The sequence below is a fragment of the Priestia sp. ABM2_011 genome (assembly GCF_056158845.1).
The window spans coordinates 1,348,703-1,363,463 of the sequence record NZ_JBSWUB010000001.1 but is presented as its reverse complement, the minus strand read 5'-3'; the positions used below and the strand labels follow the sequence as shown (position 1 = coordinate 1,363,463).

Here is a 14,761-nt window from a genome sequence, read left to right as displayed (position 1 = left end):
TCCTTTTCATTTAAAAAAGGGTGTCTCAGAAGCAAAAACCACTTTTGAGACACCCTTTTTTGTTTCTACATTCACTGATCTTATTCGTTCTCTTGATGGTCATCGCTTTCTTTTTTTATTTCATGAAGCAATGATTCAATTCGATTACCATAATCAATTGATTCATCAAACTCAAACGTAATTTCAGGTGTTTTACGTAAGCGAATGCGCTGACCGATTTCTGAGCGGATAAATCCCTTTGCTTTCGCAAGGCCTTTTAACGTATTCTCACGCTGTTCAGCATCTCCTAAAACAGAGATATAAACTTTCGCTTGCTGTAAATCGCCTGATACTTGAACATCTGTTACAGTCACAAAACCGATGCGCGGATCCTTGATTTTACGATTTAAAATCTCGCCCATCTCTTTTTTCATTTGTTCTCCGACTCTAGTTGCTCTTATGTTCATCTGTGTCACCCCTTTTATAACCAATCAAAAGTTGTAATGGTACGTTCAATCTCTGGAAAAGAATCAATCAAGCTTAGCGCTTTTTGCAGTTCTTGTTCCGTTGTGACACGGCTAGATGAGACTGCGACAATGCTAATTTTTGTTCGTTGCCACACATCTTGAAAATCAGTTTCTGAAACCGATACGTTAAACCGCTGCTTCAAGCGCATCAAGATGCGCTGAAGCACGGCACGTTTTTCTTTAAGAGAAGCAGCATCGTAAATTAAGCATTCACACTCCACTAGTCCAATCATTTAGGATCAATTTGCTCCATTACATATGCTTCAATAATATCTCCTTCTTTAATATCATTGAAGTTTTTAATTGTAATACCACACTCATATCCTTGAGCGACTTCTTTTGCATCGTCTTTAAAGCGTTTTAGCACATCTACTTCACCTTCAAAGATAACAATTCCGTCACGGATTAAACGAATTCCACTGTTACGCGTAATTTTACCGTCTGTTACGTAACTTCCTGCGATTGTACCAACTTTTGATACTTTGAATGTTTGACGTACTTCCACTTGACCGATGATTTTTTCAGCAAACTCAGGGTCAAGCATTCCTTTCATCGCAGATTCAATTTCTTCAATTACTTTATAAATAATGCGGTGAAGACGAATATCTACGTTTTCTACGTCAGCTGTACGTTTTGCTCCAGCATCTGGACGCACGTTAAAGCCGATAACGATTGCGTTAGAAGCAGTTGCAAGAATGATATCAGATTCTGTAATTGCGCCTACACCCGTATGGATAATACGAACATTTACACCCTCTACATCAATCTTTTGAAGAGCAGCAGCCAATGCTTCTACAGAACCTTGTACGTCTGCTTTTACAATAAGGTTTAAGTCTTTCATTTCACCTTGTTTAATTTTTTCAAATAAATCATCTAAGCTTACGCGAGATTTTTCACCGCGCTGTTGTTCAAGCTGCTTTTGGGCACGAGCTTCTCCGATTTGACGAGCTGTTTTCTCATCTTCAAATACTAAGAAACGATCTCCAGCTAATGGAACTTCGTTTAAGCCAGTAATCTCAACCGGAGTAGATGGTCCTACTTCCTTCACACGGCGGCCGATATCATTTACCATTGCGCGAACGCGGCCAAACGTATTTCCGACTACGATTGGATCACCTACGCGTAGTGTACCAGTTTGAACAAGAAGCGTTGCTACAGACCCACGGCCTTTATCTAGCTGTGCTTCTACAACTGTACCTGCTGCACGACGGTTAGGATTTGCTTTTAACTCTTCTACTTCACTTACAAGTAAAATCATTTCAAGTAATTGATCGATCCCTTCACCTGAAATGGCTGAAAGCTTACAGAAGATTGTTTCTCCGCCCCACTCTTCAGCTACAAGGCCGTGCTCCATTAGTTCTTGCATAACGCGATCTGGATTTGCTGCTTCTTTATCCATTTTGTTAACCGCAACAATAATTGGCACTTCTGCCGCTTTTGCATGGTTAATCGCTTCAATTGTTTGAGGCATTACACCATCGTCTGCTGCAACAACAAGGATTGTAATATCCGTTACTTGCGCACCGCGAGCACGCATTGTTGTAAATGCAGCATGCCCTGGTGTATCAAGGAATGTAATTTTCTTTTCATCAACCACAACTTGATAAGCACCGATATGCTGCGTGATACCGCCTGCTTCTGCAGCCGTTACTTTTGTGTTACGGATAGAGTCAAGAAGCGTCGTTTTACCGTGGTCAACGTGACCCATAATTGTAACAACTGGAGGACGCACTTGAAGGTCTTTTTCGTCGTCAATAATTTCTAATGATTCAAAAGCAGTGTCATCTACTACTACTTCTTCTTCAACTTCTACACCGTATTCTCCGGCAATTAGTTCGATAGAATCTTTATCTAACTCTTGGTTAATTGTTGCCATTACACCAAGCATAAATAATTTTTTAATAATTTCAGAAGGCTCTTTGCCTAATTCTTTTGCTAACTCAGAAACCGTTAAGCTTCCGACAAACGTTACTTTTTCCGGTAACTCTTTTGCAGCTGCTGGAGCTGGTCTACCTTTTGGTGCCTGTGACTTTTGTGCCTGTGGCTTTTTGTTACCTTTATTGTTTCCTTTGTTAGCTGTTGATTTTGTATTTTTATTCAATACTTTCACCCCCATAAAATTAACCGAGCATCGTTGCTAGCTTTTTAGCAAATCCCTCGTCCATAACGGCTACCACAACTCGAGCATCTTTACCAATCGCTTGACCTAGCGTGTAGCGATCGGGAACCATTCTAACCGAAACGTTGTAGTAAGAACATTTATCCGTTACTTTTTTCTTTGTGTTTTCAGACGCATCGCTTGCTAAAAGTACTAACTTTGCTTTTTGTTTCCGAACTTCTCTAACCACAAGTTCTTCTCCAGAAATCAATTTGCGTGCACGGTTTGCAAGCCCTAAAAAAGAGATCCACTGTTCATTCATTAGCGTGACTGTTTCTCCTTTTCTACAAGCGCTAGCAACTCTTCATAAACCGCTTCATCTATTGACGCGCCTAAATGTGTCGAAAGCACATTTTTCTTTTTTGCCAATAAAATTGCTTCTTTATCCTTGCTTACATAAGCTCCGCGCCCGGACTTTTTACCCGTTACATCAACTGAAACGTCGCCTTCTTTTGAACGTACAACGCGTACTAGCTCTTTTTTAGGCTTCATTTCTCCAGTGGCCACACATTTTCGCATCGGGACTTTTTTACGATTGTTCACCTTGGCTCACCTCTTATTCCATATCTTCATCTGAATCAAATGCATGTTGACTTACTAGCATATCATCGCTGCTTTTTACAACCATACCTTCTTGCTCAGCTTCTGATTGACTTTTAATATCAATTTTCCAGCCTGTCAGCTTAGCGGCTAGACGTGCATTTTGTCCACGCTTACCAATTGCAAGTGACAGCTGATAGTCAGGAACGATAACAGTTGTTGCTTTTTCATTTTCATCTACAATCACATCTACTACCTTAGATGGACTTAGGGCATTGGCAACAAATTCAACTGGGTCATTTGACCAGCGAACGATGTCAATTTTTTCACCTTTTAGTTCATTCACAACAGCCTGTACGCGCTGACCTTTTGGCCCAACACAAGAGCCGACCGGATCTACTTCAGCATACTCAGAATGAACAGAGATTTTTGAACGGTCTCCAGCTTCGCGAGCTACTGATTTTAATTCAACTGTACCGTCATAGATTTCCGGAACTTCTTTTTCGAAAAGACGTTTTAAAAGACCTGGATGCGTACGTGAAACATAGATTTGTGGTCCTTTTGTTGTTTTTTCTACTTTCGTAATATACACTTTAATACGATCATGAGGTTTATACTGCTCATTTGGCATTTGCTCGCTTTGAGGAAGCAATGCTTCAATTTTGCCAAGGCTCACGTAAATGAAGCGAGAATCTTGACGCTGAACAATACCTGTCATAATATCTTCTTCACGATCGCTGAACTCTGAGTAGATAACGCCGCGCTCCGCCTCACGAACACGCTGTGTAACAACTTGTTTTGCTGTTTGAGCCGCGATGCGTCCAAAGTCTTTTGGCGTTACTTCGATTTCAACCACATCGTCTAGCTGGAAGTTAGGGTTGATTGTTTGTGCTTCTTCAACCGAAATTTCTAGACGTGGATCATATACTTCATCAACCACATCTTTGCGAGCAAACACGCGCATTGAACCTCTTTCTAAATTTAAATCAACGCGTACGTTTTGCGCTTGGTTAAAGTTGCGTTTGTAAGCAGAAATTAGCGCTGCTTCAATTGCTTCAATAATTACATCTTTGCTAATGCCTTTCTCTTTTTCAAGAATGACTAAGGCATCAAATAACTCACTGCTCATCGTTGGATAATCCCCCTTTAATATTGGCCCCTACACATTAAAATACAATCGCTAATCGAGCAAAAGCGACTTTGTCATATGGTAAAATCACCGTTTTTGTGCGTGTTTTGATACGAATAGATAATGTGACAGTTTCTCCGTCAAATGATTGTAATTCGCCTTCAAATTCTTTTGCACCTTCAATTGGTTCATATGTTTTTATGTATACATGCTTACCAATTGCACGTTCAAAATCTTTATCTTTTTTTAATGGGCGTTCCGCACCAGGCGATGATACTTCTAAAAAATAGTTATGAGGGATTGGATCTACTGCATCCATTTTCTCACTCAATTTTTCACTTACTGCTCCGCAGTCTTCGATATCCACGCCGGTATCAGAGTCGATAAACACACGTAAAAACCAATCTTTTCCTTCTTTTACGTATTCAATTTCAACAAGCTCTAAATTCATTTCCTCTAAGATAGGGGAAACCATTTCTTCCACTGTTTGTTTTACATTTTTACTCATTCTAATCCTCCCTTCGAGACATTGCATGGTATGTTTAGGTTACGCGTTTTTTATGTCTCTTATATCAAAAAAGAGTGGTTTATTTGCTATTTTTATTTTGCACTCTATAAGAGGTCTAACCTACTAGAGTGGAAATGTTGTCATTTGTGTTGCAGGATTTTAAACGTCACATAATAAATCAATCATGGTGATTGAAAATCTACAGAAAAAACGAATCATGCTAGAAGCCGATTCGTTCTCCATACTACTTACTATGACAGTAAGTTCATATCAATAAGAAAGAGCGGGTTTCCCCACTCTTTCTCGTCCGTATCCTTAGCATTTCCACAATTACTATATCATAACCGCTTATTTTATGCAAATGTTAGAAAAGAGAAAGCTGGTTCTGATCAGGTAATGATTCAAGGCATCCATGGTTGTCTAGATACTCTAAAATCGTCTTCGATACTTTGCCTCGCTGCTGCAAGTCTTCTTTCGATAAAAACTCTCCCGTTTCACGAGCTTTTACAATGTTCAGTGCTGCATTTGTGCCAAGACCAGGAATGGCATTAAACGGCGGAATTAAAGATGTGCCGTCAATTAAAAATTCGTCTGCACTCGATTCATATAAATCTACTTTTTTAAATGAATAGCCTCGTTCGCACATTTCCAAAGAAAGCTCAAGCACCGTTAATAAGTTTTTCTCTTTAGGAGATGCATCTAAACCTTTGGCATTGATTTCTTCCATCTTCGCTCGAATGGCAGTTGATCCTTTAATCATCGTATCAATATCAAAGTCATCTGCACGAACCGTAAAGTATGCTGCGTAATAAAGAAGCGCGTGGTGCACTTTGAAATAAGCAATACGCACGGCCATCAATACATAAGCAGCCGCATGGGCTTTAGGGAACATGTACTTAATCTTTTTACAAGAATCAATATACCAGTCCGGAACACCATTTTTGATCATTTCTTCTTCAAATTCAGGTGTTAGCCCTTTCCCTTTACGCACAGACTCCATAATTTTAAAAGCAAGTGAAGGTTCAAGACCTTGATAAATTAGATAAACCATGATGTCATCACGACAGCCGATTACTTCACTTAAGTTGCAAATATCATTGCGAATTAGCTCCTGCGCATTACCAAGCCATACGTCCGTCCCGTGCGACAGTCCCGAGATTTGAACAAGTTCTGAAAACGTCGTTGGCTTCGTATCTTCTAACATTTGACGCACAAAGCGCGTTCCAAATTCAGGTATGCCAAGCGTTCCTGTTTTACACATAATTTGTTCTTCTGTTACGCCAAGTGATTCCGTTCCACTAAAAATTTTCATCACTTCAGGATCATCCGTCGGAATTGTTTTTGGATCAATTCCACTTAAATCTTGAAGCATGCGAATCACGGTCGGATCATCGTGTCCGAGTATATCAAGTTTTAATAAATTATCATGAATCGAATGGAAGTCAAAATGAGTTGTTCTCCATTCGGAATTACGGTCGTCAGCTGGAAACTGGATGGGTGAAAAATCGAAAATATCCATATAGTCCGGTACAACAATAATTCCTCCTGGATGCTGACCAGTTGTACGTTTTACGCCCGTACATCCTGCTACTAAACGATCCACTTCTGCGTTTCGTAAATGTAAATCGCGGTCACCAGCATAGCCTTTTACATAGCCATAAGCTGTTTTTTCGGCAACTGTACCGATTGTTCCCGCACGGTATACATTATCTTCTCCAAACAGTACTTTTGTATAGTTATGAGCTCGCGGCTGATACTCTCCGGAGAAGTTCAAATCGATATCGGGAACCTTGTCTCCCTTGAATCCTAAGAACGTTTCAAACGGAATATCGTGTCCATCTTTAATAAACGGTACGCCACAATCGTCGCAGCTTTTGTCCGGCAGATCGAATCCAGAACCTACGGAACCGTCATTAAAAAACTCGGATTTCTTACATTTTGGACACACATAATGCGGCGGCAGTGGGTTTACTTCTGTAATTTCCGTCATCGTCGCAACAAATGAAGACCCTACGGAACCACGTGAACCAACTAAGTAACCATCATTTAATGATTTTTTAACGAGTTTATGCGAGATCAAGTAAATAACGGCAAACCCGTGGCCGATAATACTTTTCAACTCTTTCTCTAGACGAGCTTCTACTACTTCAGGCAGCTCTTCACCGTAGATGCTGCGTGCCATCGCATAGCTCATTTCACGCATTTCTTCGTCCGCACCTTCAATTTTCGGCGTATATAAATCATCTTTAATTGGTTTAATATCATCGATCATATCGGCTATTTTTTGCGTATTATGAACAACAATTTCTTTCGCTTTGTCCCCATCTAAAAATGAAAAACAATTCAGCATCTCATCCGTTGATCTAAAGTGAACATCCGGCAGCTGATGACGGTTTAAAGGATTAGCCCCGCCTTGTGAACCAATTAAAATTTTTCGGTAAATTTTGTCTTCCGGATTGAGATAATGAACATTTCCTGTTGCTACAACCGGCTTTCCAATCTTTTCACCAAGCTTCACAATATTGCTAATAATATCTTTTAAGGCTTTCTCATCTCGCACTAAATCTAGTTCAATTAAGTGCTTGTAGTTGTCAGGAGGCTGTACTTCGATGTAATCATAAAATTCAGCTACTCCTTCTACTTCATCAATTCCTTTTTGCATCATGCCTTCGAATACTTCGCCTCGGTCACATGCGGTTCCAATCAAGATGCCTTCTCGATATTTGTCAAGCTGAGATCTTGGAATTCGCGGAACTCGATAAAAGTAATTTAAATGAGAAATCGAAACAAGTTTAAATAGATTTTTTAATCCTACGTCGGTTTGTGCTAAAAGAGTCGCATGATAAGGACGGGCCCGCTGATAGGCATTCCCTTCTCCCATATAATCATTTAAGCGATCATGCATTGTAATTTCCCGTTCAAATGCATCTTTCAGCATTTTATTTAACAAATAGCCAGTTGTTTCCGCATCATAAATCGCGCGGTGATGCTGCACAAGTTCAATATCAAACTTTTTAGCAAGAGTATTCAAACGATGGTTTTTCATATGCGGATACAAAAATCTTCCGAGTTCAAGCGTATCAATAACGCCGTTAGCTGCTTTTTCTAAACCGATTTTTTGCAGTCCCATATTTAAAAATCCCATATCAAAGCTTGCATTATGAGCGACTAAAATACTGTCACCCATCCACTCGTGAAAATCACGAAGTACTTCTGAGATTTCAGGCGCATTTTGGACCATATCATCTGTAATACCTGTCAGCTCAATTGTTGTTGCAGACAGAGGATGATGAGGATTTGCAAACCGTTCAAATCGATCAATGATTTCTCCTTCTTTCATCTTCACGGCAGCAAGTTCAATAATGGTATCGTATACGGCTGACAAACCGGTTGTTTCGACGTCAAATACTACGTAAGTTGCTTCTGTCAAATCCACATGCTTCGGATTATAGGCAATCGGCACGCCGTCATCTACTAAATTAACTTCCACTCCGTACAGTATTTTAATGCCGTTCTTTTTCCCGGCTCCATATGCTTCAGGAAACGACTGTGCAACCGCATGATCAGTTATCGCTACAGCCGGATGTCCCCATTTTTTAGCTTGTCCGACTAAAGCTCCAACAGATGAAACAGCATCCATTTGACTCATTGGCGTATGCAAGTGAAGCTCCACACGCTTTTCATCTTCAGGCGCTGTATCTTGTCTAGCAGGACCGGTAATCTCGTTGACATCATTTCCAATCATAACTAAATCACGGACAAATGTATCATTTTGTACACTTCCGCGAACCTTTACCCACATTCCTTTTTTAATCGCTTGAAGTAAAGGAATATCTTCTTTGTCACGTGAAAACATTTTAACCATAATAGAGTTTGTATAATCTGTCACTTTAAAAATAAGAAGCGTACGTCCGCTTCGTAATTCTCTAGTTTCTGCATCAAATACGTATCCTTCAACGGCAATTCGCTTTTCTTCATCCACAATGGAGTCTAGGCGAACCGTCTCGTCTTTAATCGTATATCCAATTGTAAGCGGACCTTTTGGTAGGTCTGGTCCATCACTTTTTTCATTTTCTTTATTTTGCATTTCTGTGATGGCTTGTAATACTTTTTCTGTATCTTCTTGTTTTCGTTGCTCTACAAACTGCTGAAATGCTTCTTCTGAATGTACAACTTCCGTCATTAGCTGAAGGTTCGGAAAGCCATAGGACGCATACTGATCAGCAATTAACTGACTGTACTTTTTACGTAAAGCCGTTCCTTCTGCATCATGTCGTGCGTTCACAATCAATTTGGCACCGTTCAATCTCGGCATTTGATCTTGTAAAAGCGACTGTAAAAGCGGGGATATTCCCTGCATTTCTCCAATACAATGCTTCCAATATGACTGTACATGCTCTTCCGTACATTCTTTATTAACGGTTTGAATAGAAAAAGAAACACTCGCAATATGAGAAAAAGCTGAAGACATGCGAGCATGGAATAACTCATAGATCTCAAAAGGTAATAACCCTTCTAAAGAAAAATGAAAATGCCATTTTTTTTGTTCTTTCTGAATGACGAGCTTTTCAATCGCTGCGTTTTCAAAATAAGGAACAATTTGATCACTCGTCAGCTCTAACTGCTGCAGCAGCAACTTAAAACGCTCTTTTTTTCCTAGCGTTTGTGCTTCCAAGTTTTCTGCCTCCTTTTATAAATGAGTGCAATCTATTTTAACATAAATGACTTCTATTCTGTCATATGTTCTGTTTATAAACATAAAAACAGCAGGGATACAAATCCCCGCTGCTTCATTACTTCGCTAGCAGTTCTTTCACTGTTGAAACAAGATTGTCAACTGACACTTCTAGTGACTCCCCAGTTTTCCGTACTTTTACTTCTACAATTCCTTCAGATGCACGTTTACCAACTGTTACTCGAACAGGAAGACCAATTAAATCTGAATCTGCAAATTTTACTCCTGCACGCTCTTGGCGGTCATCTAACAGCACTTCAAAGCGATTATCTAATAACTCATTATATAATTTCTCACCTAGTTCACGCTGTTCATCATTTTTCACGTTAACTGGAATAACGTGCACTTGATAAGGCGTAACAGCCTCTGGCCATAGAAGACCGTTTTCATCATTGAATTGTTCTGCAATCGCAGCTACTGTACGAGAAACACCGATACCATAGCAACCCATAATCATTGGCTGGCTGCGTCCGTTCTCATCTAGATACGTTGCTCCCATCGCTTCACTGTAGCGAGTTCCTAGCTTAAAGACATGTCCGACTTCAATACCTTTAGCGAACTTAATAACACCTTGTCCATCCGGTGACTGATCTCCTTCTTGGATGAAGCGGAAATCTTCGTAAGTTGCATTAAAGTTACGTTCATTCACATTTGTATAGTGATAACCTTCTTCATTTGCTCCGCATACACCGTTAACGATTGCTTTTACCGCATGATCAGCTACCACTTCTACTGAATCACTTACACCAATCGGTCCTACTGAACCAACTGCGCATTTTAATGCTTCTTTTGTTTCTTCTGGAGTTGCCAGTTCAACGACGGAAGCTTCAAAATAGTTTTTCACTTTAATATCGTTTACTTCGTGATCCCCGCGAACAAGTACAAGCACAAAACGATCATCTACTTTAAATAAAAGGGACTTGATACAAGAAGTCGCTTCAACATTTAAGAAAGCAGCTACGTCTTCAATGCTATGCTGATTTGGTGTTTCCACTTTTGTTAATTCTTTTTCAGCTTCATCTGATTTTTCATACGTATTTACAACCGGTGCCATTTCAACATTTGCTGCATAAGAAGATGTATCTGAATAAGCAATTGTATCTTCCCCGATTTCAGAAAGAACCATAAATTCATGCGTATCTTTTCCGCCCATTGCACCTGAATCAGCGATAACCGCACGGAAATTTAATCCGCAGCGCTCAAAGATGCGGCTGTAGGCAGCAAACATTTTATCATACACTTCATCTAAACTTTCTTGAGAAGCATGAAACGAATATGCATCTTTCATAATAAATTCACGACCGCGTAATAAGCCAAAGCGTGGACGTTTTTCATCGCGGAACTTCGTTTGAATTTGATATAAATTTAGCGGTAAACGTTTGTATGACTTCACTTCGTCACGAAGCAAGCTTGTGATAACTTCTTCGTGTGTTGCTCCCAAAGCAAATTCACGGCCGTGACGATCTTTCATACGCATTAACTCAGGCCCATATGAATACCAGCGGCCAGACTCTTGCCACAATTCAGCTTGTTGTAAAGCAGGCATCAATAATTCGACAGAACCTGCACGGTCCATCTCTTCACGAACAATTTGTTCAACTTTTTGCAATACACGCTTACCAAGCGGTAAAAAGCTGTACACGCCGCTTGCATTTTGGCGCATATAACCTGCGCGCAATAGAAGCTGATGGCTTTTTATATCCGCATCAGCTGGCACTTCTCTTAATGTAGGAATCAATGTAGAACTTTGTCTCATAACCTCGCACCTCTTTGCTTACTTCTCTATCTTATTTTTTAAGGCGGACCATGCCGCAATTTTCATATAATCAGCGAGGGAATATCCCTCGCTGAGCGTATGTCTTATAAAAAGAACTTTTGAATATCGTTCCACGTTACAACGAGCATCAGCAGCATTAATAAAGCAAAACCGATAAAATGAACAATCCCTTCTTTTTGACGATCAATTGGCTTACCGCGAATTCCTTCTACAGCGAAGAATAATAGTCGTCCTCCATCTAAAGCAGGAAGTGGAAGCAAATTGACAATCCCTAAGTTAATACTTAAAACGGCTGCCCATTTCATTAGGTAATAAATGCCTGACTGTGCTACTTGATCGGTTGCTGCGTAAATACCTACAGGACCAGAAAGCATATCCAGTTTGAACTGTCCTGTCACAAGCTTCCCAAGGCCCGTTAAGATTTCTTTCATCCACGTATATGTTTCAGTAGCTCCGTGCGTGATCGAACCAATGAATGACTTTTCAACCGGTGCATATACGCCAATTAATCCAATTGTCTGTTCCCCAACCTTGCGGCTTTCAGGTGTAATTGGAATATCTAAGGTTTTGCCGCCGCGCTGAACCGTGAATGTAATTTGCTGTTCAGGATGTTTTTGAATTACTTTTACGACATCATCCCACGTTGAAACACTTTGTCCATCAATTGCTTGAACTTTATCTCCTTGTTTAAGTCCCGCATCAACGGCTACTCCATCTGATGTTAATTTGCCCATCACAGGTTTGTCAACAACATATCCTTGAGAAATCCCAAGAACGATAAAAATAACAAAGGCTAATATAAAGTTCATTAGCGGACCAGCGAAAATGGCTAGCGCACGTTGACCAAGAGTTTTGGAAGCAAACTGACGGCTGTAAGGTGCAATTTGAATGTCTTCTCCGTCCATAACAAAGTAAGATTCTTCTGCTACCTCGAATTTTTGCAGATGTTCATCTTCACCTTCTTCATAACCTGAAATAAATAGATTATGCTCTAAGTCTGCTTGCTCTACCTCAATAACTTTTGCATTTGGATGCTGTTCCTTGTTATTAATAATGACTTTATTTACTTTGCCTTCCTTATCAAACATGAGGCCCACCATTTGACCAGGCTTAACTTCAATCATTTCCGGGTCTTCTCCAGCCATTCGAACAAATCCACCTAGAGGCAGTAAGCGAATGGTATAAACTGTTTCATCTCGTTTAAATGAAAAGATTTTGGGACCAAACCCAATGGCAAACTCACGGCATAAGATGCCTGCACGCTTTGCAAAAACTAAATGACCAAGCTCATGAAAGAATACAAGAGCTCCAAAAATGACGACAAACGCAATGACTGTGTTCAATGGGTATTACCCCCTTCATGTAATAGAGTCAAACCTCCACCCACCAAAAATAAGGGAGTGGCTTCTCTCGCACGCACATTATCGAGAGATGGCGGATTTAACAAACTCTCTTGCTTCTAAATCTACTTCTTTAATAGTAGATAAACAAGGTTTCTGTATTACAGTATGTTCATTCATTGCTTTTTCAATCACATCTTCAATTTGTAAAAATGTAATGTGACCATCTAGAAAGGCTTGAACAGCTTCTTCATTAGCTGCATTTAAAACAGTCGGAAGTGTTCCACCCGCTTTGCCAGCCTCAAATGCAAAAGCTAAACAGCGAAAACGCTCTTCATCCATTTTAGCGAAGTGAAGCTGACCAATATCCGCCAAACTTAAACGCTTGGTGTCAGGCAAAGACATGCGTCTTGGATACGTTAACGCGTATTGAATTGGCACGCGCATATCGGGCGTTCCAAGCTGAGCAATAACGCTTGTATCAGAATACTCTACCATAGAATGAATGATGCTTTCCTTATGTAACAATACATCAATTTTCTCATAGGGAAGATCAAAAAGCCAATGTGCTTCAATCACTTCTAGTCCCTTATTCATCATCGTTGCCGAATCAATTGTAATTTTAGCTCCCATTGACCAGTTTGGATGATTTAACGCATCTTCAACCGTTACTCCCTGTAGTTCTGCTCTCGTCTTATCTCGAAAGCTCCCTCCAGAAGCCGTTAAAATTAAACGGTCTATTGCTTTTTGATCTTGCCCTTGCAAACTTTGAAAAATAGCTGAATGCTCACTGTCTACCGGTAAAATATCAGCGCCATATTCCTTGGCTGCTTCCATGACAAGGTGACCAGCGGTAACAAGTGTCTCCTTATTTGCAATAGCAATTGTTTTTCTCATTTTGATTGCTTCTAGCGTAGGAGTCAACCCTACACTTCCAAGAACAGCGTTTACCAACACTTCTGTAGAAGGATGAGTTGCTACTTCCACAAGTCCTTCTTCTCCATAAACAAATCGAATAGAAGGGAATTCTGCTTGCAGTGACAGACAATCTTCTTTCTTCATTACAGAAACAAGGGCTGGCTTACACTGCTGAATAATCTTTCTTGCTTCGTTAATATTTCGACCTACAGAGATTGCTGAGAGCTCAAAATGCTCAGGATGCGCTCGAACAATATCAACGGTTTGAGTACCGATTGAACCTGTAGCTCCTAACAAGGAAATTTTCTTCAAGTATATTCACTCCTATTAAAACAAAGACATCTTTTTTATAGAGATAATAAAAAAGCTAAAATTGGCATGATGAACATTAAACTGTCAAAACGGTCTAAAATCCCACCATGACCCGGTAAAATTTTCCCTGAATCTTTTACGCCATAGTGACGTTTGAACGCTGATTGTACAAGATCACCCATCTGTCCAAATAACGATACGATAATACCAATTACAAGTAGCTCGATCATAGTTTGATCAATATTTGCTAACAGCTTAAATACAATGGCTACTATAATAGCGCATACGACGCCACCAACAAAACCTTCAATTGTTTTATTGGGACTGATTTCCGGCCATAGCTTTCGTTTCCCCATTGCTCGTCCAATAAAATAAGCTCCGGAATCCGTCGCCCAAATAATAAGGAAAGCAAAGAACAAATAAGCTAACCCGAACTCTTGACGAACCTCGATAAAATAATGAAAGCCAAAGCCAACATATACTGTTGTTAATAAAATAAACCCAACGTCATCGAAGGTAAATTTATTTTTAACTACAACCGTGTACATTAATAAAAGAAGGACAGCAGCAAGCGCTACTTCTATCTTATGTTCACTTAAGAATTGAAATGCAACATCTCTTCCGTTTGGTAGTAAAAACACCCAAGTTAGTAATAAACTAATGATACTTGGAAAAGACATTGCTTTCAAATGTTTCATTTTTAAAAGCTCAATTACACCAACTGTTCCGATCACATACATGATAAGGGTAAAAGGTAACCCTCCAATTAAAACAATCGGCACAAATACCGCAAGTGCTACAATCGCGGTGATAATGCGCTGTTTCATCTTGTTTTCCA

General features: G+C 39.9%; 11 protein-coding genes and 1 pseudogene. All 12 read right to left on the bottom strand.

The window, feature by feature from the left end:
• Positions 1-80 precede the first annotated feature (80 nt).
• Positions 81-446 carry a 30S ribosome-binding factor RbfA gene (gene rbfA, locus ACXAE4_RS07200; RefSeq protein WP_013058834.1) on the bottom strand — a complete coding sequence of 122 codons (366 nt, stop codon included), beginning with the start codon at positions 444-446 and terminating at the stop codon, positions 81-83.
• A 14-nt stretch (positions 447-460) separates the two neighbouring features.
• Positions 461-739 (bottom strand): DUF503 domain-containing protein, encoded by a 279-nt coding sequence (locus ACXAE4_RS07195; protein WP_013058835.1) that lies wholly within the window; start codon positions 737-739, stop codon positions 461-463.
• A pseudogene (infB, locus tag ACXAE4_RS07190) lies at positions 736-2,604 on the bottom strand (translation initiation factor IF-2); the annotation flags it as partial. The gene ACXAE4_RS07195 and the pseudogene infB, both read right to left, overlap by 4 nt.
• A 22-nt stretch (positions 2,605-2,626) precedes the next feature.
• On the bottom strand, positions 2,627-2,926 hold the full coding sequence (locus tag ACXAE4_RS07185; protein WP_028411400.1) for a YlxQ family RNA-binding protein: 300 nt from the start codon (positions 2,924-2,926) through the stop codon (positions 2,627-2,629).
• Entirely contained in the window at positions 2,926-3,207 is a 282-nt protein-coding gene (rnpM, locus tag ACXAE4_RS07180) for an RNase P modulator RnpM (RefSeq protein ID WP_013058838.1), read from the bottom strand. The genes ACXAE4_RS07185 and rnpM overlap by 1 nt, the downstream gene beginning before the upstream one ends.
• Positions 3,208-3,220: 13 nt before the next feature.
• Complete coding sequence (gene nusA / locus ACXAE4_RS07175) at positions 3,221-4,333, bottom strand: transcription termination factor NusA (RefSeq protein WP_028411401.1); 1,113 nt, start codon at positions 4,331-4,333, stop codon at positions 3,221-3,223.
• 37 nt (positions 4,334-4,370) lie between these two features.
• The gene (gene rimP, locus ACXAE4_RS07170) at positions 4,371-4,841 is read right to left on the bottom strand and encodes a ribosome maturation factor RimP (RefSeq protein ID WP_028411402.1); all 471 of its coding nucleotides are present in this window, start codon (positions 4,839-4,841) and stop codon (positions 4,371-4,373) included.
• A gap of 364 nt (positions 4,842-5,205) precedes the next feature.
• The gene (locus tag ACXAE4_RS07165) at positions 5,206-9,516 is read right to left on the bottom strand and encodes a PolC-type DNA polymerase III (protein WP_028411403.1); all 4,311 of its coding nucleotides are present in this window, start codon (positions 9,514-9,516) and stop codon (positions 5,206-5,208) included.
• 118 nt (positions 9,517-9,634) lie between these two features.
• Positions 9,635-11,332: a proline--tRNA ligase gene (locus tag ACXAE4_RS07160; protein ID WP_028411404.1), complete on the bottom strand. Its 1,698-nt coding sequence runs from the start codon at positions 11,330-11,332 to the stop codon at positions 9,635-9,637.
• Between the two features lie 104 nt (positions 11,333-11,436).
• Positions 11,437-12,696, bottom strand: a complete 1,260-nt coding sequence (rseP, locus tag ACXAE4_RS07155) for an RIP metalloprotease RseP (protein ID WP_028411405.1) — start codon at positions 12,694-12,696, stop codon at positions 11,437-11,439.
• Positions 12,697-12,774: 78 nt separating this feature from the next.
• Positions 12,775-13,923 (bottom strand): 1-deoxy-D-xylulose-5-phosphate reductoisomerase, encoded by a 1,149-nt coding sequence (gene dxr / locus ACXAE4_RS07150; RefSeq protein ID WP_475235740.1) that lies wholly within the window; start codon positions 13,921-13,923, stop codon positions 12,775-12,777.
• A 35-nt stretch (positions 13,924-13,958) separates the two neighbouring features.
• Positions 13,959-14,750 (bottom strand): phosphatidate cytidylyltransferase, encoded by a 792-nt coding sequence (locus tag ACXAE4_RS07145; RefSeq protein WP_033579794.1) that lies wholly within the window; start codon positions 14,748-14,750, stop codon positions 13,959-13,961.
• Positions 14,751-14,761 lie beyond the last annotated feature (11 nt).